The 25,709-nt window shown below is 53.1% G+C and carries 22 protein-coding genes; 2 read left to right on the top strand and 20 right to left on the bottom strand.

Going from position 1 to position 25,709, the window contains the following annotated elements; genetic code table 11:
• Positions 1-2 precede the first annotated feature (2 nt).
• The 18 genes from QZ516_RS05335 to leuC form a co-directional block, all read right to left on the bottom strand.
• Complete coding sequence (locus tag QZ516_RS05335; RefSeq protein WP_297187228.1) at positions 3-2,021, bottom strand: DUF3488 and transglutaminase-like domain-containing protein; 2,019 nt, start codon at positions 2,019-2,021, stop codon at positions 3-5.
• Positions 2,018-3,040, bottom strand: coding sequence for a DUF58 domain-containing protein (locus tag QZ516_RS05340; protein WP_297187231.1), 1,023 nt, complete (start codon positions 3,038-3,040; stop codon positions 2,018-2,020). Before QZ516_RS05340 ends, QZ516_RS05335 begins: the two co-directional genes overlap by 4 nt.
• A 44-nt stretch (positions 3,041-3,084) precedes the next feature.
• Positions 3,085-4,002 (bottom strand): MoxR family ATPase, encoded by a 918-nt coding sequence (locus tag QZ516_RS05345; RefSeq protein WP_297187330.1) that lies wholly within the window; start codon positions 4,000-4,002, stop codon positions 3,085-3,087.
• A 40-nt stretch (positions 4,003-4,042) separates the two neighbouring features.
• On the bottom strand, positions 4,043-5,245 hold the full coding sequence (locus QZ516_RS05350) for an O-succinylhomoserine sulfhydrylase (RefSeq protein WP_297187234.1): 1,203 nt from the start codon (positions 5,243-5,245) through the stop codon (positions 4,043-4,045).
• A complete protein-coding gene (gene purF, locus QZ516_RS05355) occupies positions 5,245-6,786 on the bottom strand; it encodes an amidophosphoribosyltransferase (RefSeq protein WP_297187236.1) in 1,542 nt (513 codons plus the stop codon). Before purF ends, QZ516_RS05350 begins: the two co-directional genes overlap by 1 nt.
• Before the next feature lie 55 nt (positions 6,787-6,841).
• Positions 6,842-7,336 (bottom strand): CvpA family protein, encoded by a 495-nt coding sequence (locus tag QZ516_RS05360; protein WP_297187239.1) that lies wholly within the window; start codon positions 7,334-7,336, stop codon positions 6,842-6,844.
• Between the two features lie 53 nt (positions 7,337-7,389).
• The gene (locus QZ516_RS05365) at positions 7,390-7,926 is read right to left on the bottom strand and encodes an SPOR domain-containing protein (protein ID WP_297187242.1); all 537 of its coding nucleotides are present in this window, start codon (positions 7,924-7,926) and stop codon (positions 7,390-7,392) included.
• Positions 7,916-9,175 (bottom strand): Mur ligase family protein, encoded by a 1,260-nt coding sequence (locus QZ516_RS05370; protein ID WP_297187245.1) that lies wholly within the window; start codon positions 9,173-9,175, stop codon positions 7,916-7,918. The genes QZ516_RS05365 and QZ516_RS05370 overlap by 11 nt, the downstream gene beginning before the upstream one ends.
• Positions 9,153-10,046 (bottom strand): acetyl-CoA carboxylase, carboxyltransferase subunit beta, encoded by an 894-nt coding sequence (gene accD, locus QZ516_RS05375; RefSeq protein ID WP_036860168.1) that lies wholly within the window; start codon positions 10,044-10,046, stop codon positions 9,153-9,155. The genes QZ516_RS05370 and accD overlap by 23 nt, the downstream gene beginning before the upstream one ends.
• A gap of 11 nt (positions 10,047-10,057) precedes the next feature.
• Entirely contained in the window at positions 10,058-10,873 is an 816-nt protein-coding gene (trpA, locus tag QZ516_RS05380; protein WP_297187248.1) for a tryptophan synthase subunit alpha, read from the bottom strand.
• A 36-nt stretch (positions 10,874-10,909) separates the two neighbouring features.
• Positions 10,910-12,094, bottom strand: coding sequence for a tryptophan synthase subunit beta (gene trpB / locus QZ516_RS05385; RefSeq protein ID WP_297187333.1), 1,185 nt, complete (start codon positions 12,092-12,094; stop codon positions 10,910-10,912).
• Positions 12,095-12,143: 49 nt separating this feature from the next.
• Positions 12,144-12,764, bottom strand: a complete 621-nt coding sequence (locus tag QZ516_RS05390) for a phosphoribosylanthranilate isomerase (RefSeq protein WP_297187250.1) — start codon at positions 12,762-12,764, stop codon at positions 12,144-12,146.
• A gap of 76 nt (positions 12,765-12,840) precedes the next feature.
• Positions 12,841-13,704, bottom strand: a complete 864-nt coding sequence (gene truA, locus QZ516_RS05395; protein ID WP_297187253.1) for a tRNA pseudouridine(38-40) synthase TruA — start codon at positions 13,702-13,704, stop codon at positions 12,841-12,843.
• 5 nt (positions 13,705-13,709) lie between these two features.
• Positions 13,710-16,229, bottom strand: coding sequence for a FimV/HubP family polar landmark protein (locus QZ516_RS05400; RefSeq protein WP_297187256.1), 2,520 nt, complete (start codon positions 16,227-16,229; stop codon positions 13,710-13,712).
• Between the two features lie 252 nt (positions 16,230-16,481).
• Entirely contained in the window at positions 16,482-17,597 is a 1,116-nt protein-coding gene (gene asd, locus QZ516_RS05405; protein WP_297187263.1) for an aspartate-semialdehyde dehydrogenase, read from the bottom strand.
• A 57-nt stretch (positions 17,598-17,654) separates the two neighbouring features.
• On the bottom strand, positions 17,655-18,728 hold the full coding sequence (gene leuB, locus QZ516_RS05410; protein ID WP_297187266.1) for a 3-isopropylmalate dehydrogenase: 1,074 nt from the start codon (positions 18,726-18,728) through the stop codon (positions 17,655-17,657).
• 12 nt (positions 18,729-18,740) lie between these two features.
• Complete coding sequence (gene leuD, locus QZ516_RS05415; protein WP_297187268.1) at positions 18,741-19,388, bottom strand: 3-isopropylmalate dehydratase small subunit; 648 nt, start codon at positions 19,386-19,388, stop codon at positions 18,741-18,743.
• Entirely contained in the window at positions 19,385-20,821 is a 1,437-nt protein-coding gene (leuC, locus tag QZ516_RS05420; RefSeq protein WP_297187270.1) for a 3-isopropylmalate dehydratase large subunit, read from the bottom strand. Before leuC ends, leuD begins: the two co-directional genes overlap by 4 nt.
• 114 nt (positions 20,822-20,935) lie before the next feature.
• On the opposite strand from leuC, the gene QZ516_RS05425 reads away from it, so the two are divergent.
• Complete coding sequence (locus tag QZ516_RS05425) at positions 20,936-21,805, top strand: LysR family transcriptional regulator (protein WP_297187272.1); 870 nt, start codon at positions 20,936-20,938, stop codon at positions 21,803-21,805.
• A gap of 30 nt (positions 21,806-21,835) precedes the next feature.
• Here QZ516_RS05425 and QZ516_RS05430 read toward each other — a convergent pair whose 3' ends face one another.
• Together QZ516_RS05430 and trmH are read right to left on the bottom strand one after the other, a co-directional pair.
• The gene (locus tag QZ516_RS05430) at positions 21,836-23,614 is read right to left on the bottom strand and encodes an acyl-CoA dehydrogenase (RefSeq protein ID WP_297187275.1); all 1,779 of its coding nucleotides are present in this window, start codon (positions 23,612-23,614) and stop codon (positions 21,836-21,838) included.
• A gap of 138 nt (positions 23,615-23,752) precedes the next feature.
• Positions 23,753-24,433 (bottom strand): tRNA (guanosine(18)-2'-O)-methyltransferase TrmH, encoded by a 681-nt coding sequence (gene trmH / locus QZ516_RS05435; protein ID WP_297187277.1) that lies wholly within the window; start codon positions 24,431-24,433, stop codon positions 23,753-23,755.
• A 77-nt stretch (positions 24,434-24,510) separates the two neighbouring features.
• On the opposite strand from trmH, the gene QZ516_RS05440 reads away from it, so the two are divergent.
• The gene (locus QZ516_RS05440; protein WP_297187280.1) at positions 24,511-25,488 is read left to right on the top strand and encodes a hypothetical protein; all 978 of its coding nucleotides are present in this window, start codon (positions 24,511-24,513) and stop codon (positions 25,486-25,488) included.
• The last annotated feature ends 221 nt before the right edge of the window (positions 25,489-25,709 follow it).

Genomic DNA, 25,709 nt, shown 5'->3' on the forward strand with positions numbered 1-25,709 from the left:
CGCTATCCTGAACGATTAATACGCAGACTATGAATTGTCCTGGCGAGGGTACGTGCGTCAGGTGTTTCGCCAGCATAACGCATGGTTTCATACATTCGCGTCACTTCAACCAGTTGTCTGGCCAATTCGGGTCTGGATCCAGCAACGCGCTGCGTATAATCTCTCGGCCCTTCACCCACCTGCCTGGGAAAACCGGCTTTTTCGAGTTTTTGGCAAAGCCGCAGAAACTCCCGGTCCAACTGATCCCGGGACCGCTCAGAACGACGCGGCAGCAGCATCCATAAACCCAGCAAAAGCAACAAACCGCCACCCACCCCAATCATGGCCAGCGCAATTCGCCAGGGCGAGTTGTCACCCAGCAGGTTGCGCAGAAAAGCAGTCTGTATCTGGTCGTAACCCAGTACCCACAGGGCCCAGTTGTAATTGAGTGACTCGATCTGCAAACGCAGTTGATTCAGCCAGCCGATATGGCGAAAACGTACCAGCGAAGCCGGTGAATCCGCTAAAAAATCTGTCTCGTCGCCCAACACCGACTGCAAATCCTGCTCGATACGCTGAGGTGCCACGGCGGCTGTCGGGTCAACTCTCACCCAGCCCCTATCCTCCAGCCAGATTTCCGCCCAGGCATGGGCATCATATTGACGCACGACCAGGTAGTCGTCGGGGTGCCGCTCGCCGCCCTGGTAGCCGGCCACAACCCTTGCCGGAATACCGGCAGCACGCATGAAAAAAACGAAGCTGCCGGCAAAATGTTCACAGAACCCCCGCTGGCTGTCGAACAGAAACTCGTCCACCGAATGTTTGCCCAGCAGTGGCGGTTGCAGCGTGTAGACAAACTCACTGTTGTACAACGCCATCACTCTCGATACCAGCTCAGGATCACCGCTAACCGACTTGCGCCAGCGGCTGGCCAGTTCCCGGGTTCGAGGGTTAAATTCTTCGGGAAGTTGTAGATAGACTGCCCGGTGCTGAGAGGACAGCCCTTGAGGTTCGAGACGATATTCGGGCCAACTGTTGGCCCGATACTGCTTTTTGCTCCGCAGGGGATGGGCAGAAATCAGGCGATAATCCCTGGTCAGGCCGACACCCTCACTGTCAGGTTTCGGTGTATCAAGGGCATAGAGCCAGCGCTGCTGAGTGGGCTCGATAACCACACTGAATGTCAGGGGCTCACCCTTCCGATCAACAACCTGATCCCAGCTTTTTGGGGGATCACCATACCACTGCACCAGGTTGCTATCCTGAAAACGGGAAAGTGAAGACCTGGACCAGGTGCGACCGTCGAATTCGGCGAGCACCAGACCCCGCCAGTAAAGACTTTTCTGGGAGGGAATCGCGTCTTCAAAGCTCACCCGGAAAGCCAGCTCACCGGAACGGCCCAGTCGGCTGAAGTCACCGGGGGACATCGTATCAGTGACACCTGTTTTGGCGCTTTGCTGTTGCATTGGCACCGACCACAGTGCGCCGAGTCGCGGCATAAAGATAAATAACAGCAACATAAGTGGCAGGGCTTGCGCCATGATGGTCATCGCCTTACCTAACGGACGCAGTTGCCCCTCGTTACCATCACTGCCGTGCAAGCCGAGTAATGCGGCCAGGACCAGCAACAGACAGCCGATGATATAAAGCGTGTTACCGATAGATTGATCAAACAATGCATCCAGTGCAGTGATAAAAAAGGCCAGGAAAATCACCAGATAAGCATCGCGACGGTGGTGCATTTCCAACAGTTTCAAAAGGTAAGCCGAAACCAGTAGCGCCACCATCGGCTCGAGTCCAATCGGACTGCCGTATTCGGCCACCAGTCCCGCCAGGCAGAGACCCAACAGACCGGTTTTAATCAGCCGGGAGGGAGGGCGCCAGGCGCTTCGATAAAGCTGGATTCGCCATATTATGGCCACGAACGCTGCCAGCAATATCCAGTTGGGCAAATGATCCGCATGGAGAATAATCACGGCGGCGAAGGCTACCAGCAGCCAGAACAGGCCGTTTCGGTGAATTTTCCAGACAGGCGATGTCACCGATCCCCTCCCCGGTCTGGCAGGCCAAACAGGGCCAACTCGCGCAGCACCTGTAATCGATGCGCATCTGTGATATTGGGCGCAATGATCAGACCCGGCAGCTTCAGTCCATAGGGTATATCCAATGGCACAATACTGAGCAGAAGGCCACAGAGCCTCGACAATCTGGCTTCGGTATCGAGCCCGGGAAATGCATCCCAATCCAGCCAGAGCCGCTCGTCCTGTGCCGAGCCATAATGTTTCGTATATAACCCCTGCTCTCTGGCAAACTGCTTCCAGGCAATGCGTTTCGGCGAGTCGCCGGGGCGGTAATCACTCAGCCCGGTAAAATCCTCACCGCCCTCAAACACCTCTACTATTAAGCCATTATCTCCGCCTACAGGACTGACTGTGGTTTGTCGATTCAGCGCTGTCTGTGGCGCAGGATATACCAGGCAACGGATATCGAGGTCTATCTGTGTCCAGACTTTGAACAGACCCAGCGGGTAGAGACTCGCCACGCGCAACCGACCGGGATCAATCAGCCCCCTGCTGGCGGGAACAAAGCCCAGCTTTACCCGAGCTTCCTCAGTCGCCGCTATGCCAATGGCAACCGGTTCGTGCCCGGCAAATGCGAGGATCAGATTTTCACGCAGACGTTTACCCGATTGATGAAGTACCAGTTCAATCGTTAGCGGGTGTCCAGCATGGCCAGGGCTTACTCGAGAACAACTGAGATTGAGACCGGACAAATTCGCAAAGCTGTGCAGAATGGCCACCACAAAAATTGCTGTCAGCAGGCAGGTAATACCGAATACCAGATTATTTTCATAATTGGTGGCCACCAGCCAGCAAAGTACGATCAGCAACAGAAATGAAAATCCCGCTCTGGAGGGAAAAATGAACAGACTGCGGGTATTCAGCTGCACCTGCCGGGCTGGTGGCAACCGGTGTGCCAACCAACGTGCGTAGAGGTGCTGAAAAAATTGCCTGAATCGACTGATCATGACGGCCTTTTTTTGTCCTGCTGCACGGGGCAAGATGCTTCCACTTCATGCAGCCAACTACATCGTCCGCTGTTTGTCTAAAGAATATCCACTGAGTTCAACACCAGACTGGCCAGCACATCGCCATCCTGATTGGCGCATTCCCCTGCACCGCGCAACCGATGACCTGCGACGGTGGGAAATACTGCCTGAATATCCTCAGGAATCACATATTGGCGGCCATGGATCAGGGCCCAGGCGCGGGCACATTGCAGTGCGGCCAATGCACCACGTGGGGACAACCCGTAGTAAAAAACGGGGTCATCGCGGGTAAATTGCACCAGGCGTTGCAGGTAGTCCACCAGATTTTCAGCCACCTTCACGTCAGCTACATGCTGCTGGATCTGCAACAGCTGTTTTGCTGGCAATAGTGTTTTGATCTCTGCCAATCGGCTGCGGGGGTTAACCCCTGACAATAACTCCCGCTCGGAGCGTGGATCCGGGTAACCCAGCTCAATCCGCATCAGAAAGCGATCCAGTTGTGACTCCGGCAATGGATAAGTCCCCGATTGCGTCAGCGGGTTCTGGGTGGCTATCACAAAAAATGGGTGCGGTAACGGGCGGGTTTCACCCTCCACCGTCACCTGGCCCTCCGCCATTGCTTCCAGTAATGCACTCTGGGTTTTTGGTGTCGTGCGGTTTATTTCATCGGCGAGCAGCAATTGGCTGAACACCGGACCGGGGTGAAATTCAAACTGCCCCCGATTTCGGTCATAAACAGAAATGCCCAATATATCGGCAGGCAACAGGTCACTGGTAAATTGAACACGGTTGTAGGAGAGGCCCAGAACAGCTGCGAGCCCCTGTGCCAGGGTGGTTTTACCCATACCCGGCATATCTTCGATCAGCAGGTGCCCACCGGCAAACAGACAGGTAATCGCCAGCCGGATCTGCTCGTCCTTGCCTATCAACACCCTGCCGATAGAGGTGACCAATTTGTCTACCACCTGACGCATATTGTTCACTTCCATTTCCAGTGTGACTATGAGGATGGAATCAGATAGCAGTCAAACCATGCAACAGATCGTTCTTGATATCCTCAATGTCTTCGAGGCCAACGGCAACACGGATCAGGTTTTCAGTGATGCCCGAGGCCTTTTTCTGTTGATCGTTCAAGCGGCCGTGGGTCGTCGTTGCGGGATGGACAATGGTCGTCTTCGCATCACCCAGATTCGCTGTCAGTGAGAGTATTCGGGTACTGTCGATAACCTTCCAGGCCTGCTCCCGACCGCCTCGCACCCGAAATGAAAGGACACCACCAAAACCGCGCTGCTGCCGCGCAGCCAGTTGATGACCGGGGTGATCGGGCAACCCGGCGTAAAACACCTGCTCAACAGCCGGTTGCTGCTGCAACCATTCCGCCAGTTGCTGTGCATTGGCGGAGTGTGCATCCATTCTCAATCTCAGCGTCTCAAGCCCCTTGAGAAATACCCAGGCATTGAAGGGGCTCATGGTGGGGCCGGCGCTGCGGATAAAAGACAGCACTTCATTGACCAGCTCGCTGCGACCGCAAACCACCCCGCCGAGGCAACGCCCCTGGCCATCGAGGTATTTGGTAGCCGAGTGGACCACCAGGTCGGCACCCAATGCGAGCGGTTTTTGCAGGGCCGGAGTGCAAAGACAGTTGTCGACAATAAAAAGTACATCCTGTGCGCGGGCCAATTTGGCGAGCGCAGCGATATCCGCCACTTCACAAAGCGGATTGGAGGGCGTTTCCAGAAATAGCAGTTTCGTTTCAGGCCGTATCGACTGTTCCCACAAGGCGAGATCGGCGACTGGCACAAAGGTGGTTTCCACACCCATCTTGCTCAGGTATTTATCGAGTAATACCGTGGTGGTCCCGAACACATCTCGGGAGCAAACCAAATGATCGCCACTTTTTAAAAAGGCCATACAGGTACTCAGGATAGCGGCCATTCCCGATGAGGTCGCGACGGCTTGTTCAGCCCCTTCCAGAGCCGCAATACGCTCTTCAAAAGTCCGCACTGTCGGGTTGGTATAGCGGGAATAGACATTACCTGGTTGATCGCCGGAGAACCGCGCCGCAGCCTCGGCGGCACTGGCAAAGACGTAACTTGATGTCAGAAATAATGCTTCACTGTGCTCGCCCTCTGCAGAGCGGTGCTGGCCGGCGCGGACAGCCAGTGTGTCCAATCCGGCTTCTGCAAGAGAGTTATCAATGTCGTCAGCTGGTTTCATTACCTGAGTTCCATTTCCGAATTATGCAGACCAATGACCTCACCATTGCCTGAGGATAGCGATTTACCCTTTTTTGAATTGCTCTTGGCTTTATCGTTGCGAACTGATTCGAGTCTGTCCAGATAGGCCTGGTTAACATCACCCGTTACATAAATACCGTCAAAGACAGCACAATCAAAGAACACAATACCGGAATTGCCCTCTTTGGCACTGGCGATAAGGTCTTCCAGCTCCTGATAAATCAGCCAGTCAGCACCGATCAGCGTGGCGACCTCCTGCTCGGTTCTGTCATGGGCAATCAGCTCTCGTGCAGATGGCATGTCGATACCATAGACATTGGGATAGCGAACTGGTGGCGCAGCCGATGCCACATAGACTTTACTGGCACCCGCCTCACGGGCCATTTGAATGATCTCCCTGGACGTAGTGCCCCGGACAATCGAGTCATCCACCAGCAAAACATTTTTTCCCTTGAATTCCAGCCGTACCGGATTCAGTTTCTGTCGCACAGACTTCTTGCGCTCCTTCTGTCCCGGCATAATGAATGTCCGCCCGATATAACGGTTCTTCATGAACCCTTCGCGGAATTTAACCTGCAGGTGCTCAGCGATGGCCTGCGCAGCCACCCGGCTGGTATCCGGCACGGGAATCACCACGTCAATATCGTGATCCGGGTATTGCCGGAGAATCTTCTCTGCCAGATGCTCACCCATGCGCAGACGGCATTTGTAAACGGAAATACTGTCAATAATGGAGTCGGGGCGAGCAAAATATACATGCTCGAATATACAGGGCATCAACTGTGGGTTATCGGCACACTGCTGCAAATGGAGTTCACCCTGCTCATCCACATAAAGTGCCTCGCCCGGTTCAATATCCCGGACCAGCTGAAAGCCGAGCACATCCAGTGCGACACTCTCTGAAGCCACAATATATTCCATGCCCTGCGCCGTTTCGCGCTGGCCAAATACCAGAGGGCGAATACCAAGCGGGTCCCGGAAAGCGACCATGCCATAATTGGCAATCATACCCACTACCGCATAAGCCCCTCGGCATCGGCGATGCACACGTCTCACTGCTTCAAAAATATCGGCGGGCAATGGTTGCAACTTACCCTGCAAGTGCAGTTCATGGGCAAAAACGTTGAGCAATGCTTCGGAATCTGAATCTGTGTTGATATGCCGGAGGTCCGATTTGAAAAGATGCTCCATCAGCTCATCGGTATTGGTCAGATTGCCATTATGTGCCATGCAGATCCCGTAGGGGGAGTTCACATAAAACGGCTGGGCCAGGGCAGCACCAGAACTGCCGGCAGTCGGATAACGCACGTGACCGATACCCATGTTGCCTTCCAGCTCGGCCATATGACGGGTGTGGAACACATCCCTAACCAGACCGACCCCTTTTCTCTGATTAAGACGGCCGCCTACACAGGTCATGATGCCCGCGGCATCCTGACCCCGATGTTGCAGCATCGTCAATGCATCATAGAGCTGCAATTTGACATCGCTTTTACCGACAATTCCGACAACGCCACACATGGACTAAACAACCTCGTTTTTAAAGACTTGCTGGCTGCGCTGTGACGCCTGTTCACTAGAGCAGATTTTTTAGAAAACCTAACACCGCAGCTCCGGCCTCCCTGGCGAAATTCTCAAACTGCATAAAAAAAGAAATCAAACGTGATTCCTGCCACCACAAATCCTCTGTCACTGGCAGTATTTCCGTCAGGACAAGCAGTACCACCATAATAATGATCAGGCCCCGGGTCAGACCAAACAACACGCCCAAGAGCCGATCGGTGCCGGTAAGGCCCGTCGCTTCCACCAGTTTCCCCAACAGGTAACTGCAGATACCGCCAATGATCAAAACAACAATAAATAGTGTGATCCAAGCGGTCAGCATACGCAGAGAAGGCGTTGAAATAAGATCAACCAGCCATAATGCGAGCTCGTCATGGAAAATGGATGCAATAATTGCCGCTGCCAACCAGATCACCAACGACAGGGCTTCTTTAATGAAGCCTCTCACCGCGCTAATCAGCACAGAAAACCCTAAAACTGCAATAATCGCCCAGTCTGCCCAGTTCATGCTTTCATCATTTTTTAGAATGCCTGAGAGTGTATCAGAGCGAGGTTCTACGGTCAGGGTTCAAAGCGCAACATCAGTGCATTGACACCATATTTTTTGTCGATGGCCGCCTTGTCGTCCACCAGTTTACTTTTCAATACCTTGGGGCCCACAAAGACTCGATTCAGCGCTCCCGCATCACCTTTCTGGTCACGAACGTAGGCGCTATAACCCTCCGCCAGAAGCTGTTCAAGCAATGACTGCGCCTTTTCAGCATCCCGAAAACTGCCCACCTGCAAAACCCAGGCTTCCGCAACACCGTCGTCAGTCAACCCCGGAGGCTGAGGTGAGGAAGACTTGAGCTCTGCCTCTACCTCTTGGGAAATCTCGGGCAGGAAGATATTTTCATCATCTATTGCCGCGTCAATATTGTCTGGGCGATCCGGTTCATCGACGACCACAGGAGTGATTTCCGGAGAGTCGGGAATTTGCGAGCGAGTATCGACCTTGGCAGCATCGGAAAAGTCAAAAAGCAAAGCGAACAGAATCAGTGCCAGCGCCAGCAATACAAAGCCACCGACAATGCGCTGTTTCATATTTTCACTCAACATCCTTTTTTCCTTTTGGCAGGTTTTGCCACCAGTCCAGTATCGGCCCGACAGTAAAGAAAGAGCCAAAAACCACCACTTGATCGTCGGGTGTGGCTTCCAAAATGGCCGATTCAAGACCGTTCAGCGGAGAAGAACAGACGCTTGTTTTGGCGGAGAATGGTTCGCTGGCATTGTACAACATCGATGACAACATGCCTGCATCCGCGCTTCTCGGCTGGTCCGGTATGTTGCAAAAGTACCAGCTTTTTACCAGTGACCGCAAAGGTGCAAGAATATTTGAAATATCTTTATCCGCCATGATACCGACAACCGCAATCAAATGACCTGAAGCACTGTTGAGCCGATCTGCCAGCAATGCCGATGCCTGAGGGTTGTGGGCCACATCCAGCACCACGGACACACCATTGATAATCACTTTTTGAAACCGACCCGGCACCGCAACACCACCGATTGCGCTGGTATTTACTTCAGCAGGTGGCAGCCCTGTGATCAAACTGGTGGCCTGCAGGGCACAGACAAGACTGGCAGGCGGCAGTGAAGTCTCAGGCAGCGGCGCAAACTGCCTTGCAGAAAAATCCCTGTCATTCATCATCAGTATTGCCCCGACCTTGTCGGCAGTACTGATCAATCCTGCGACCGGGTTCGGGTCGCCACAGATCAGCGGCTTACCCGCACGAGCAATGGCCACTTTTTCAGCAGCTATCTGGTTGAGATCGTCGCCCAGCCATTCCTGATGATCCAGCGCCACACTGGTGACAATCGCTATATCGGCATCAAGGATATTGACTGCATCAAGCCGTCCGCCCAAACCGACCTCGAGAATCGCAACATCCAGCTCCGCCCTGGCCATCAGCAACAAGGCAGCCAACGTACCAAATTCGAAATACGTCAGGCTCGTGCAGCCGCTGGCCCGCTCTATTTGTTCAAATGCTTCACAAATAGCCTCATCACTGACGCAATGACCATCAATCACTATCCGTTCGCGGTAGTTGATCAGATGGGGCGATGTATAGCAGGCCACACGATAACCCGCAGCTGTCAACAGCGCTTGAAGTGCAGCGACACAAGAGCCTTTGCCGTTGGTGCCGGCAATGGTGACGATGGTTTTTGCGGGCGAACGTCTGTCCGGCACATCCACCAGCCCCAACTCCCTGGCAACCAGACGAATGCGCTCCAGGCCAAGCTCAATTTCTTTGGGATGCCTGTTTTGTAACAGGGTCAGCCATTCACTCAGTGAGCGCTGGGGCATCGATATGATCAGGTTCTGGACAATGGGTAAACTTTGAGATGAGGGACGCCAGCGTATCCCGAAGCTCGGGGCGCGGAATGATTAAATCGATCGCTCCGTGCTCCAGCAGAAATTCTGCGCGCTGAAACCCCTTGGGCAAGCGCTGACGGATGGTCTGCTCAATGATATTGGGCCCGGCAAAACCTGCTCTTGCAGCAGGCTCGGCGGCATTGATATCGCCCAACAGCGCAAGACTGGCAGAAACACCGCCATAAACGGGGTCTGTCATTACCGAGATATAAGGCGTCCCCTGACTTTTAAGCCTTTCGATAATCGCACTGGTTTTGGCCATCTGCATGAGGGATATCAGCGCCTCCTGCATACGCGCACCACCCGTGGCGGAGAAGCAGATCAACGGGATATTTTCCTGCAGTGAAACCTGGGCTGCACGGGTAAAGCGTTCACCGACCACATAGCCCATGGAACCTCCGTGAAAGGCAAACTCAAATGCCACTGCAACAACAGGCATGCCTTTTAATGTGCCTTTCATCGCCACCAGCGCGTCGTCTTCACCGGTCAGTTTCTGGGCATCATTCAACCGGTCTTTGTATCGCCGTACATCCTTGAATTTGAGACGATCAACAGGCTTGACCTCTGTGGCAAGCTCCTCACGACCCTCCCGATCAAGAAAGAAGTCCAGTCGACGGCGGGCACCTATACGGAGGTGGTGATCGCATTTTGGGCAGACTTCGAGATTCTTTTCGAGCTCTGGACGATAAAGTGGTGCACTACATTTCGGGCATTTTTTCCACAACCCTTCGGGAACACTCTGGGTGCGATCTTTTTTCTGGGTCGCTGGACCCTTGGGGCGGATTTTTTCCAACCAGCTCATAGTTTATTCCGTCAGTTATCCAGTGCATCCCGCATTTCTGCGACCAGGCTTGAAACTGCCTGTGAAAAAGCCCGTGGTGATGCTTCACCGCACGCAGCCAGCTCAGCCATTTTACTCACCAGCACACTACCAACCACCACACCATCGGAGAGGTCGGCAACAGCGCGCGCTGAGGCACCATCTTTAATCCCGAATCCTACACAGACTGGCAGGTCAGTCAATGTGCGAATATGATCCACATGCTGTTTCACTGACACCACATCCAGGTTGCCCGCACCGGTCACACCTTTCAGCGAGACATAATAAATAAAGCCACCGGCCATTTCTGCAACCATTTTCTGTCGCTTGTCACTGCTGGTGGGTGCCAACAGAAAAATATTTTCAATACCCGCTTCACCGAGCTGTTGATTAAATTCCCCCGCTTCCTCAGGAGGAAGATCAACCGTCAGGACGCCATCAATCCCGGCATCGAGAGCGAGCTCAATAAAATGCTGATAGCCCAGCCGCTCTATGGGATTGGCATACCCCATCAAAATAACCGGAGTGGCGGCATTGGTCTCCCTGAATTGTTTCACCAGTGTCAACGCATCACGCAGACTACTGCCATGGGCCAAAGCCCGTTCATGGGCCTTCTGAATCACCGGTCCCTCGGCAGTCGGATCTGAGAAAGGAACCCCGAGTTCGAGAATATCGGCACCCTGTTCGACCAGGGCATGCATCACCGGCAGCGTCACATCCGCGGCGGGATCACCTAATACGATATAAGGAATCAGGGCCTTGCGGCCCTGTTGTTTAAGAACTTCAAAACGTTGTTTAATCCTGTTCACAGACAATTTTCCAACTTCTTTTTTATTAATGCATGATTACAAAGTGATGCCATCGATTTCTGCAACCGTCAGAATATCTTTGTCACCGCGTCCGGAAAGATTCACGACAATAGTCTGATCTGGATCCATCTGGCGAGCCAGTTTTTCGGCATAGGCAATCGCATGGCTGGACTCGAGGGCCGGCATGATACCTTCGATTCTGGTGAGATGACGGAAGGCATCCATCGCTTCATCGTCGTCAATGGCCACGTATTTGACACGACCGATATCTTTCAACCATGCGTGCTCCGGACCAACCCCGGGATAGTCCAGTCCAGCTGAAATTGAGTGCGTTTCAATAATCTGCCCGTTTTCATCTTCCATCAGATAAGTACGGTTACCATGGAGAACACCGGGGATGCCATCGTTCAGTGGCGCGGCGTGTTTGCCTGTACCGAGGCCAAACCCACCGGCTTCAACACCGTACATCGCAACCGATTCGTCTGCCAGAAACGGGTGAAACAGACCGATGGCGTTTGACCCTCCGCCAACACAGGCGACCAGCGCATCCGGCAATTTACCCGTTTGAGCCAGTGACTGCTGACGGGCCTCGCGGCCAATCACAGATTGAAAGTTTCGCACCAGCTCGGGATAGGGGTGAGGTCCCGCGCAGGTGCCAATGATATAAAACGTATCATCCACATTGGTCACCCAATCGCGCAGTGCTTCGTTCATGGCATCCTTGAGTGTTCTGGAACCGGAGGTGACGGGCACAACCGTCGCGCCGAGCAACTTCATACGGTAGACATTAAGGGATTGGCGCTGGATGTCTTCTTCACCCATGAACACATGGCATTCCAGCCCGAGACGGGCAGCTACCGTGGCCGTGGCCACACCGTGTTGACCGGCGCCGGTTTCAGCTATCACCCGTTGCTTGCCAGTATGCTTGGCCAGTAATGCCTGCCCAATGGTATTGTTGATTTTGTGTGCACCGGTATGATTCAGGTCCTCACGCTTCAGAAACAGCTTTGCACCACCGGTTTCCCTGGTCCAGCGTTCCGCAAAATACAACGGCGATGGCCGCCCGACATAATGGGCGAGATCGTAATCAAACTGGGCCTGAAACTCGGGATCATCTTTTAAGCTGCGGTAGATACTCTCCAGCTCATCCAGCGCATAGATCAGGGTTTCAGAGACAAAGCGTCCTCCGTAGGGGCCGAAATGGCCATGGGCATCCGGCATCTGGTTAAAATCAATTGAGGCTTTCTTGTTCACTGTGTTCTCCGACGTGTTACCCGGCTGAAGCGCGGGCAATAAACTGTTCTATGAGTCGAGCGGATTTAATGCCCGGAGCCGTCTCCACACCACCACTCACATCTACTGCGTAGGGTCGGGTCTGCGCAATGGCATCGGTTACATTCCCGGGGTTCAACCCCCCAGCCAGAATCAGCGGGAAATCTGAATCCGATGGCAGACGCTGCCATGCAAACGTTTCTCCGGTACCGCCATACTTGTCTTTATGCCAGGCATCAAACAGAAAGCCGCTGGCACTGGGGAACCGGGCCATCTCGTTTGACAGATTCAGGTCCGGCGCCATTCTTATAGCTTTGATAAATGGCCTGCCAAACTGCCGGCAGTACTCATCGTCCTCATCACCGTGGAACTGCAGAAGTTGCAGCCCCACCCTGTCAAGTGTCTCTGCCACCTGTTGCTGCGGAGCATTGACAAACAAACCGACCGTTGTGACAAAGGGACCCACTTCGGCTGAGATGACTGCGGCATCGGATAGGCCCACAAATCTGGGACTTTTTGCATAAAACACCAGACCTATTGCATCAACTCCTGCAGCAGCAGCAACACGTGCATCTTCCGGTCGGGTTATACCGCAGACTTTGACACGAGTTCGTTTCACTATGCGCCCCATTAATTCTGAAAGGATTGTAGCAAAAAAGCACTGTTTGCGGCTATTGAGCACCGCTCTTCTCCGGTCAGGCTTCTGCAATAAACTGGGGCCCGGGTACAAACAGAGGTACGCCAAAACAGTCAGGGTAGTTCACCCTCACCAGATACAAACCGTTAGGTGGAGCTGTTGGCGGCGCTTTAGTACGATCTCGCAGCAATAGCAGCTCCTTCAACCAGTCTTTTGACCTGTCGCCGCGACCGATACAGAGCAATGCTCCAACAATATTGCGGACCATATGGTGAAGAAACGCATTTGCGGTTATTTCAACAATGACAAGGTCTGCCTGTCGCCAAACCCTGGCTCGGTGGATGTTGCGATTTGGCGAGTTGGACTGACAGCCTGCAGCGCGAAATGAGCTGAAATCATGCTCTCCGATCAAGTGCTGAATGGCCCGGTGCATGTCAGTCGCATACAGTGGTCGCTTCTCCCAACTCAATCCATGGTAAAAAAGCGCGGAGCGCTGGGCCTGATTGGCTATCAGGTAACGGTAGGTTCTGGCTGTGGCACTGAAACGCGCGTGAAAATCTGCTGTTTGTTCGGCCACCCAGTGCAACCTTATCCCGTAAGGTAAATTGGCATTACCACCCAGTAGCCAGTTGCGATTATTCCTCTTCGCAGCGGTATCAAAATGAATAATTTGGTTGGTGCCGTGTACGCCGGTATCCGTGCGCCCGGCACAAACGACCGATATGGGTTCATTGGCGACCCTGGACAGGGCAGCTTCCACTGAGGCCTGCACACTGGGGCTGTGTCGCTGCCGTTGCCAGCCACAAAAGGCGCTGCCGTCGTATTCGACGGCAGCAGCGATACGCTTTACCCCGGCAGGAAGAACAAAGTCCTCAGCCGAGTGCCCGAGAGAACCTGTCTCTCGGGTTAGTCCCGGAATCATTGTTGTCAGGAAAGTGTCTCGAGTAAGTCGTTGGCTTTTTTGCGCTGCTCTTCGGTGCCACTCTGAAGCACCTCTTCAAGCAAATCACGCGCATTGTCCGGATCACCCATATCCACATAGGCTTCGGCCAGAACCAGCTTGGTATCGGACTCGTCATCGTCACCGAGTGAATCTTCCACGCTGGCGAGATCATCAAATCCATCATTTTCTGTTCTGGGTTCGGCATCCTCAGCGGTCGAGCTCTCCAACTCCGCCATTAACACATCCTGGTCGTCAGACGGGTCTGTGCCTTCCGGTTTTTCAGCTCCGGCCTGTATATTTTCTGCTTTGGCGGGGTCTTCTTCATCGAAATCAATATCCTGCATACCCTCATCGATCTCAGTCGACAGTGCACCCATGTCCATGTCGTCGAGGTCAATATCGAGATCAAAGTCCGTTTCTGCTTCCCCGGCAGATGGTGACGTATCTGGAGATGTTGAGGTCAAGTCTTCATCAGTGGAAACCTTATCGGCAGAAATTTCCCCTGAAGAAAAAAGGTCAATGTCGTTTAAATCACGATCCGCCGACGGTGATTTACCCTCTTCATTTTGCGGGTAAACGCCATCTTCAAGATAGGCATGAGGGGACACATCACCCAGATCGTAATCGAGTGTAGGGGCCTCAAAGTCAGCCGAACCCACTGATGAATCCGTTGTCCCAGCCGAAATATCAGCCTGCTCATCGGAATCGTCCGGGGCATCAGTGGAGGCATATTTCCCGGGTAACAATTCTGCTTCAAGGGCCAGCGCCCGGGCATCGGCCTGATTGTCATTGAGCTCAGCCAGTGCAACCTTTTCTGCCTCAAAGGCATCTGGGTTATTGGCGTTGACATGTACTTCCAGCAATTTCAGACGCAAGGAGCTGTCCTGCGGATCGGATTCGATAGCCTTGCGAAGAATATTTTCAGCCTGGCGATAATTCCCCAGTGAGAGGTAGATATCTGCTTCACCCTTGGGGTCAACACCTTCACCATCGCCGAGCTCGAGCTCCTCAAGGTCTTTTAAATCAGACTCATCCAGCTCTGCGGCGACCTCCTGGACATATTGCTTTTCGGTCTCGGTAAAGGTTTCGGCAAGATTTTCTTCAGGTACTTCGGACTCGTTAGGGCTAGTCAGGGTTTGAAGAGAGAGTTCGTCCTGATCGTCGTCATCGTTTTTCCGATTGCGGAAAAACATCACCACCGCCAGTAAAAGCGCGAGCAATGCAATCAGGGGATAGAGCAAATAGTCCAGCCAGCCAGCCAGACCCAATGGCCTGCCACTTTCACCACCTTCCTGAGTTGGTGCAGGTTCGGCAACTGCATTGGCTTCAGTATCTGGCGTTGAAGACTCTTCCTGCGCTGAGGGCTCTTCCTGCGCTGAGGGCTCTTCCGCCTGAACCGCCAGCTGAGTGCCACGCAGGGAGTCATCCTGAATCTCCACCAGGCGATTCATGGTGGACAACTGTTCTTCCAGGTTGGCGATACGGGTTTTCAGATCATCATTTTCACGGAGGGTCTTGTCCAGTTCCTCCTGTGCAGCGATTAGTTCGTCCTGTCCGGAACCAGAGGAATCGCCAGTCAGCCCGTCACCATTCACGTTTCCTGTGGATTGATCGCCAGCATCATCGGCGCCCAGTGCAGCAAGTTTGAGACGGCCCTCTCCCGCTGCCGCGGAATCAGTTGCCGCTGTATCCTGATCGGTGGCATCCAGTATCGGGGCCAATGCATCGCTCTCTGCGGGTATTGATTCGGGCTGATTGAGTTCAGCCCTGACCTCTGTTTGGGTCAGTGACCGGATATCACTGCCCTCCGGCAGCCGAAGAACGGCACCTTTTTTCAGCAAATTGATATTGTCATTGATGAAAGCATCGGGATTAAGCTGTTTGATAGCCGCCATGGTCTGATTCATGGTGGCCTGCTGGGGACGAACCCGCTGGGCAATAGCCCAGACAGTATCACCGGCATTAACACTGTATTGTCCGTCACTCGCTACAGGTGACGGATTGGAGGATGCATTTGATACTGGCCTGGACGTCGCCGGATTGCTGCGGAGCTGCGGGCCGGAACTCGCAGCCTCAATCTTTTTTGCAGCGGCTCTCTCCGAGGCATAGACCGGCAAATCGAGCAACAGGGTATATTCGCGCACCAGACGACCGGTTGGCCACTGAACCTCTACCAGAAAATTCAAATAGGGCTCGCGAATAGGTTTCTTTGAAGTAATCCGAAGCAGAGGTTGAGCGCGGTTTGCGAGATCCACAGAAAAGTTCAAATCTGTCAACAGGAACTGTCTTTCGACACCTGCGTTTTTGAAATCCCCGGGGGAACCCAATCCAACCAGTATTTCGATATCAGTCAGCTCACCGATGCTGGTCAATTGAACTTCGGCATCAAGTGGTTCATTGAGGGATGAGTTCAACTTGATTTCCCCCAACCCCAAAGCCAAAACGGTGTTAGTCAGCAACAGGCCAAGCAAGCCGGTGGTCAATATCAAGTTACGCAGCGTCATAGGATATTCCCTGTTTTACTTTGTGAGACAGTTTCCTGCCCGGATCTGAAGCTTTTCAGAAAACTGTTCACACCTTATTAGGTTCCGTCTGCAAGTATTTATGACTAATAAGAATTGTTCAACTGCCACGGCAATCAAATATCGACAAATAACCAGACTGATCACCCTGAACTATGACCGATTGCACAAAACCGGCCCAGGCTCATTGCGTTTAACACGACCCTGAACACGATGACCACTCATTTTTAGCCGTCAGGCTTCCAGTAATATGCGCAACATCCGACGCAGCGGTTCCGCTGCGCCCCATAAAAGCTGGTCGCCAACTGTAAAGGCCGACAAATATTGACTGCCCATGTTCATTTTACGCAATCGTCCCACGGGCACATGCAGATGACCGTTAACCGCCGCTGGTGTCAATTCTCGCAGTGATACCTCACGCTCATTGGGCACAACCTTAACCCAATCATTGGACTCGGCAATGATGGATTCTATTTCATCCAGCGGCACATCCTGAGTCAGCTTTACGGTCAACGCCTGGCTGTGACAACGCATAGCACCGATACGGACACAGATTCCGTCAACCGGAATCAGCGTATTGCCAGAGCGGCCGAGAACCTTATTGGTTTCAGCCTGACCTTTCCACTCCTCCTTGCTTTGCCCGCTATCCAGCTGCACATCGATCCAGGGCAGCAGGCTACCCGCCAACGGTGCACCGAAATGATCCGTCGGCAATGAGTCACTGCGCATGGCGGCGGCAACTTTTTGATCAATTTCAAGAATTGCAGAGGCAGGATTGGCAAGCTCTGGTGCCACCGAGTGCTCGATAGCGCCCATCTGGGCAATCAGTTCACGCATGTTCTGTGCGCCAGCACCGGACGCTGCTTGGTACGTCATGGCCGAGGTCCACTCTACCAACCCCTCATTGAACAAACCGCCCATCGCCATCAGCATCAGGCTGACGGTGCAATTGCCACCGACAAAGTTTTTGACCCCGCGACTGATACCGTCCTTGATCACAGCCAGGTTAACCGGATCCAGAACAATCAGTGCATCATCGGCCATCCGCAGTGCAGAGGCGGCATCAATCCAATAGCCCCGCCAGCCGGCGTTTCGCAATTGTGGATATACCGCCTTGGTGTAATCGCCTCCCTGGCAGGTGATGATGATATCCATTTTTGCCAGTGATTCGACATCATTGGCATCCTGCAGCGACGGAACGTCCACGCCGACCTGAGGGCCAGGCTGGCCCAACTGGGAAGTGGTAAAGAATATGGGCTCGATCAGCGCGAAGTCATTCTCCTGCTGCATACGGTCCATCAGGACCGAGCCCACCATTCCTCGCCAACCTACAAAACCAACTTTATTCATTTAATTCAACCTATTAAAGATTTATCAGAGAAATTACTTTAATGTTAAGCACGCTTTTTAGAGTGCCGCTACCACCGCATCACCCATTTCAGCGGTGCTCACCTTTCGGGTCCCCTCAGTATAGATGTCTGAGGTGCGCAGTCCATTATCCAGCACATCGCTCACAGCCTGCTCGATCGCAACGGCAGCCTCCGGGGCCTGCAGAGAGTAACGCAGCATCATTGCAGCAGACAGTATGGTTGCGAGAGGATTGGCAATGCCCAGCCCGGTAATATCCGGCGCCGAGCCGTGACAGGGTTCGTAGAGGCCTTTGCCGTTTCTGTCGAGCGAAGCGGAAGGCAGCATGCCTATCGAACCGGTTAACATCGCAGCCGCATCTGACAGGATGTCACCAAACATGTTGCCAGTGACAATCACATCAAACTGCTTGGGCGCCTTAATCAGCTGCATGGCAGCATTATCCACATACATGTGACTCAGCTCTACGTCCGGATAGTCACTCGCCAACGCTTGCATCACTTCTCGCCAGAGGATGGTGGCCTCCAGCACGTTGGCCTTGTCCACGGAACAGATCCGGCGGTTGCGCACTCTGGCGGCTTCAAATGCCAGCTTGCCGATACGAACAATTTCGGATTCCGAATATTTGTAGGTGTTGAAGCCCTCGCGCTCACCGTTTTCCAGCACCCGGATCCCCCTGGGTTCACCGAAATAGATGCCACCCGTCAATTCGCGAACAATCAGGATGTCCAGACCAGACACAATTTCCGGTTTCAGGGAGGAAGCCCCTGCCAGCTGTGGGTAGAGGATCGCAGGCCGCAGATTGCCGAACAACCCCAGGTCCGAGCGCAGTTTGAGCAAACCTTTCTCGGGACGTAGCTGCCTGTCGACCCCGTCCCACTCAGGACCTCCAACTGAGCCCATTAAAATGGCATCACTCTGACGGGCTTTTTCCAAAGTCGTTTCAGGGCAGGGATCGCCCACCGCATCGAAGGCGGAACCACCCAGCAGGCCCTCTTCAAATTGCAGGCCGAGTTGGTATTTCTCATCAATTCGATGCAGTACTTTAATGGCTTCATTGACGATTTCGGGACCGATATGATCCCCCTTTAATATCAGTACTTTTCTACTCACTGCGGTAATCCTTTATTTAATGGCATGGAACAGCCACGGACAACGTATCTCTTGCTGTGCCTCATAGGCACGAATGGCGTCCGCTTCTTTCAGGGTCAGACCGATTTCATCTAGCCCTTCCAGCAAACACTGCTTGTAAAACGGGTCAATTTCAAAGGAGAGCTCTTCGCCATCTGACTTGATCAACCGTTGGCGAGGCAGATCCACGGTCAACTGATAGCCAGGATTCTGTTCAGCCTCAGAGAACAAATCATTAACAATATTTTCATTTAAAACAATAGGTAGCAATCCATTTTTAAAGCAGTTATTAAAGAATATATCAGCATAGCTGGGGGCGATAATCACCCTGAACCCGTAGTCTTCCAGAGCCCAGGGCGCATGTTCACGACTGGAACCACAACCAAAGTTTTCCCGAGCTAGCAGGATGGAAGCTCCCTGATAGCGAGGCCAATTGAGTGGAAAATCTGGATTGAGGGGTCGCTCGCGACCGCCCTGCCCAGGTTGACCTTCATCGAGGTAACGCAGTTCATCAAACAGATTGGGGCCAAACCCGGTGCGCTTGATCGACTTCAAAAACTGTTTTGGAATGATCATGTCGGTATCGACGTTGGCCCTGTCCATCGGGGCCACCAGCCCTTTATGTACGGTAAACACTTTCATGCCATGTTCCTCTGGTTCAACGAACGAACATCTGTAATATGGCCTGCAATAGCGGCGGCCGCAGCCATGGCAGGACTGAGCAGGTGGGTACGACCACCGTTACCCTGACGCCCTTCAAAATTCCGATTGGACGTTGAGGCACAGTGTTCCCCAGCACCGAGCTTATCGGCATTCATGGCCAGACACATGGAACATCCGGGCTCTCGCCACTCCATACCCGCTTCGATAAATATTTGATCCAGCCCTTCCAATTCCGCCTGCGCCTTGACCATTTGTGAACCCGGTACAACCAGCACCTGTTTGACGGTTGACGCCACCTTGCGACCCTCGGCAATCGCTGCTGCAGCCCGCAAATCCTCAATACGGGAGTTGGTACAAGAACCGATGAATACCCGGTCCACCGGAATGCTGGTCACAGGACTGCCACCCTGCAGGCCCATATATTTCAATGCGCGTTCAATAGCCTGACGCTTGACCGGATCCGTCTCATCTTCAATGCGAGGGATACTGCCTGTGACCGGTACAACCATCTCGGGCGAAGTACCCCAACTGACCTGCGGCACGATGTCACTGCCACTGATGACGACCGTTTTATCAAAAACGGCGTCTGGGTCACTTTGCAGTGTCTGCCAGTAACTGACGGCCCTGTCCCACATTTCGCCAGTCGGGGCAAAGCGACGCCCTTTGAAATAGGCAATGGTTTTATTGTCAACAGCCACCATACCCACCCTGGCACCCGCCTCAATAGCCATATTGCAGACGGTCATGCGACCCTCAATGGACATATCACGAAAAACCTGTCCGGCAAATTCAATGGCGTAACCATTTCCACCGGCAGTGCCTATCTCACCGATAATGGCAAGAATCACATCCTTCGCAGTGACACCAGTTCCCAGCTCACCGTCCACCTGGATCAACAGGTTTTTCATTTTCTTGGTCACAAGGCACTGGGTAGCGAGCACATGCTCCACTTCCGAGGTACCAATGCCGTGGGCCAGACAGGCAAATGCGCCATGGGTCGCTGTGTGCGAATCACCGCAGACAACGGTCATACCGGGCAGTGAAGCGCCGAGTTCGGGGCCCATCACATGCACAATGCCCTGCCCCATTTCGTTCATTTTAAATTCACGAATACCGAAAGATTCACAGTTCTCATCCAGCGTTTTCACCTGAATCCGGGACGTTTCATCCGGGATCGCATCCACACCCGCTGCCCGCTCTTCGCGGTCTGTCGATATATTGTGGTCAGGGGTGGCAATATTTGTATCCAACCGCCAGGGTTTGCGGTCAGCCAAACGCAAACCCTCAAATGCCTGCGGCGAGGTCACCTCATGCAGAATATGACGGTCGATATACAGTAGCGAAGAACCGTCTGCTCGCTGCTGCACCAGGTGTGCGTCCCAAAGTTTATCGTAAAGGGTTTTTCCAGCCATCTTATGCACCAGTAAAATTGATCATTGCGAGTATTTTAAGGATCGCCATCAAATAACACAAATTCATCTTTTTTATAATTTTGATTCTCATATGGAATAGGTATACTTGACATCATGGATACCCAATTACTTGAATCGTTTCTAGCTGTGGCCGAGACTGGATCATTTTCAACTGCGGCCGAGCGCATTCATCTGACACAACCCGCCGTCAGCAAACGGATTGCGCTGCTTGAGGAAAAACTGAAATGCCGGTTATTTGACCGGATTGCCCGATCAGTCACCCTGACCGAGGCGGGGGAAGCACTCCTTCCCAGAGCCTCCCGTATCCTGCGGGAGGTTGCAGACACACAACAGGCCATCAGCGACCTCTCCGGAGATATTGCCGGCCGATTGCGTCTGGCCATCAGCCATCATATCGGACTGCACCGTTTGCCACCGGTTCTGAAACAATTCGCCCAACACCACCCCTCCGTGACCATGGAGGTGGATTTTATGGATTCAGAAAAAGCCTATGATGGGATTTTACAGGGCAGGTTTGAAGTGGCTGTCATCACCCTGGCGCCACAGCCCCACCCCAAGATCGAATCACGTATCATCTGGCCTGATGAGCTGGCTTTCATGGTGGCGGATGATCACAACCTGTTGAAAGAGTCCCAGGTGACACTCGAGACCTTGCGACGTTACCCGGCGATTCTTCCGGGACCTGGCACCTACACAGGCCGGATGCTTCGCAACGTATTTGAGCAGCATGGAATACCCTTGCCAACCACCATGACCACCAACTATCTGGAGACCATCAAGATGATGGTCAGCATCAGTCTCGGCTGGAGTCTGCTGCCCACCAGTATGGTAGAACCCGGCATCCGGAGTATCGGACTGCCCGGCATTACCATTGAGCGCCAACTCGGTTACATCCATCACCGCGAAAAAAGCCTGTCCAATGCCGGCAGGGCTTTTTTGCGGTTGCTGGACGCCAATCATTGAGGCTTCGCTGTCAGCACTTGTCGACGACGATCAGAATGCATCGATATCCAGCGCCATTATCGAGTCGGAACCCGCCTTGACCGCCGCCAGATAAGAGGCCGTTCTGGGCAGAACATGCTCTGCAAAAAAGTTGGCTGTGGCCAGCTTGGTGCTGTTGAAAAGCGGGTTGCCACTATCTGATTTTTGCAATTTAGAGGCCGCTACGGCACTTTTTGCCAGTATGGCGCCTGCCACACATGTGCCCATTAACATGAGCAGGTTATGCGCCACGGCACCCGGTGCTGCCCGGTTCTCATCAGCTGCACTGGCAAGAAGTACCTCGACCGCTTCTTTAAAATCAGCCAGGGACGCAGATAAAGACTCAGCGATTACCGGCAAACCAGCCTCAGTGGATTCCCGCAGGACAGGATGGAGATCCTTGATCAACTCCATTGCGCCCAACCCCTGGTCCCTGGCAATTTTACGCCCCACCAGATCCATGGCCTGAATACCGTTAGTACCCTCGTAAATCGGCAGAATGCGAGCATCTCTCAGATGTTGGGCAGCACCGGTTTCCTCCACGTAGCCCATACCGCCGTGCACCTGTATTCCAAGGGATGTAACCTCCAGACTGATTTCCGTGCACCACCCCTTTACCAGCGGCGTCAAAAGGTCAACCCGCCGCTGGTGATAGCGACTCTGCTCCTGATCCTCCAGTTTATGGGCACGATCTTCGTGGGCCAATGCAGAATAGGCCATGGCACGGGCACCTTCAGTCAGGGCACGCATTTGCATCAGCATACGGCGGACATCGGGGTGATGAATGATGGCAACCCCGTTTTTACCCGGAATCGCGCCCTGAATCCGCTCTTTGGCAAAGGCCACCGCTTGCTGATAGGCCCGTTCACTAACGGCGACACCCTGCAATCCGACCGCGAGGCGGGCCTCATTCATCATGGCGAACATGTAGACCAGCCCCTGGTTTTCCTCGCCGATCAGATAGCCCACTGCTCCACCGTTGTCACCGAACGCAAGCGTGCAGGTGGGGCTCGCATGAATACCCATCTTGTGTTCAAGTCCGACGCAATAGACATCATTGCGCTCACCGCGCGTGCCATCGTCCTTGAATTGATACTTGGGCACCAGAAACAGTGAAATGCCCTTGACCCCGGCAGGGGCATCCGGGGTTCTCGCCAGCACCAGATGAATAATATTATCCGTGTACTCATGATCGCCCCAGGTGATGAAAATCTTCTGGCCACTGAGCAGGTAATGGTCGCCATTTGGAACAGCTTTGGTTCGCACTGCGGCCAGATCCGAGCCAGCCTGTGACTCAGTCAGGTTCATGGTGCCACTCCATTCGCCGGAGATAAGTCGCGGCAAATAAAAGGCCTTTTGCTGGTCGCTGCCGTAGATGCTGAGGGCTGTGACCACGCCTTTGGTCAGCATGGGGCACAAGCTGAATGCCATATTGGCGGATTGACTCATCTCGTCAACGGCAATGGAAAGCACGCCCGGCATCCCCTGGCCACCATAATTCACATCGGCCGCCAACCCCATCCACCCGGCTGCCAGCATCTGCTGATAAATACCGTCCAGTACCGGCGCAGTGATGACCGTAGTGCCATCGAGCTGCGTCCCCTGCCTGTCAGCGGGCTGGTTGGTCGGAGCGACCACTTCGCCAAAAAAGCGAGCGGCTTCAGTCAGGATAGCGTCCACCATATCCGGGGTAGCATCTTCAAAACCTGGCAATTCCGCAATCTCATCCATCGCCAAAACGTGATTGAGCAAAAAGGTCATGTCGCCTGTGGGTGCTCTGTAAACTGTCATTGTCTAAACCTTTTGAAAAATGCTGTTGAAAAATAAATACAGTGAACCGATTCTAGCGCTTTTTAATGATATTCCATGGCAAGTTTGTGACTTATTAGTACTGTTGTAAAAAAAAGCGGAGAGCGAACATAGATCACTCTAAGGGCGGTTTGCCAAAGCTGAAAATTGTTGGGGGTTCACCAGGTGTCCCGTGTCGTCCAGTTCAGGATAGGCGAGATCCCGCGCCTGGCAAAACCTGGCAATCACTGGCTGACACCACTCAAACAATAACTGGCGGTATTCTTCATCGGGCAGACGACACTGCCGGTAGAGCCCGGCAATGGCCCTCTGGCGCTGCGCCTCAGCAAGGATGATCGCACAGGCTACCGAGACATTATACGATTCGGACATGCCCATCATCGGCACCACCACACAGCCGTCCACTTTATCCAGTGCCGGCCCACTGACACCGCGCTTTTCTGCGCCTAAAACCAGCGCGGTTGGCCTGGTGTAATCGACGTCACGATAATCCATGGCACCCTCATCGCAATGGGCAGCAAAGACCTGAAAACCCTGCTGTTGAAGCTGTTCAATGGGCGCTGTAATTTCCCGGTGAACCTCGGTTTTAACCCATTTCTGAGAACCCATTGCAGTCCCCGTGTGTGGACGAAAATACCCGGTATCATAAACAGCATGTACCCGATGAATGCCAACGGCATCACAGGTACGAAGGATGGCCGAAAGGTTTTGTCCCTTGTGAACCAGGTCAGTAATGACCGTCAGATCCGGTTGGCGGCGGTTCAGCACCTGCTGAATTTTCTCAAAGCGTTGTGGCGTCATTATTTGGCATGCCTGATTGAGGAGCGGATTGATAAATCCTACAAATTGTAACCTGATGCTTGCAGGCAGGCTGAGTCATGCGCAAAATAATTTCTACGCGGCTATTTATCAGCAACGGTTTAATTCAGGAGTACCCATTGACCAACCTTTCCGGGGCAGCACTCTGGCAACAGATACAGGCGGTGACAAAGTCGGCCCTCTCATCCGGTGCACTGAAATCGATTCCCACTCGTTGTATCGAGCAACAGGTAACGATTGGCCAGAACAGCCTCCACCTTCAAATCAGACTTGTGACCAACCTTGCCCGCAAATCAAAGGCGACAAAGGACGCGGCCTCTCAGGTTAATAAACCTGGGGATTTTGACCCTTTTTTACCCTACGAGCCGGCGCTTTATGTGGGTGAGCTGACCGATCATTACCGCTGCCTGTTAAATAAGTTTAACGTGATGGATTATCACATACTGATGGTAACAACAGAGTTCGCCTATCAACGTGAACCGCTCAATAGCGAAGATTTTTATGCGGCCTTGATTTGTCTGCAAGCCCAGCGGGGATTGATTTTTTTTAATGGCGGACCCGACGCCGGCTCAAGTATTACCCACAAACACCTGCAGATGATTCCCCTAACCGAGACCAGAAACGAGACCGACAACAGCTACCCCTTCGAGCCGTTGTTCAAATATCTGCCATTGACTGCAGAGGGCAGCAAACAGTCAGCGTTGCCATTTCCCCACAGGGTAGCAAGAACATGTTATCCCGTTGGCAAAGAGCCCGCTGAAATCAGACGCTGCGCCGAGCTCAACTGCCGGAATTACCATAAAATCCTCAGTGAACTTGAACTTCAAAACCAGGCCGATGGACTGGCACCGGCACACAATCTGCTGATGACCAGAGATCATTTGTGGGTTGTCCCGCGCAGCCAAAGCAGCTACAACAACCTGGCGATAAATGCGCTGGGATTTGCCGGCACCATCCTGGTCAAGAATAACCAGCAGCTCACACAGCTGGATCAGATCGGCTGTCTCGAATTATTGAAGAATGTGACACCGAATTGAGCAACTTCACCATCATGTCCGGGAACTTTTTCTGGTCTATCCCATCTGTAAATTTCGAGTGCTTGAATTTTTTATTCAGGCCCCAATCATGAGTAACTGAAATCCTGAATAACCCAACTGGAGCTTGAAGAGCCCAACCGAAAGAACAGGAAATCCGGAAGTGATGTTTATATTCCTGTCTCTTATACACATCTCCGAGCCCACGAGACGGACTCCTATCT

This window comes from uncultured Porticoccus sp., from assembly GCF_913061305.1.
Lineage (GTDB): Bacteria > Pseudomonadota > Gammaproteobacteria > Pseudomonadales > Porticoccaceae > Porticoccus.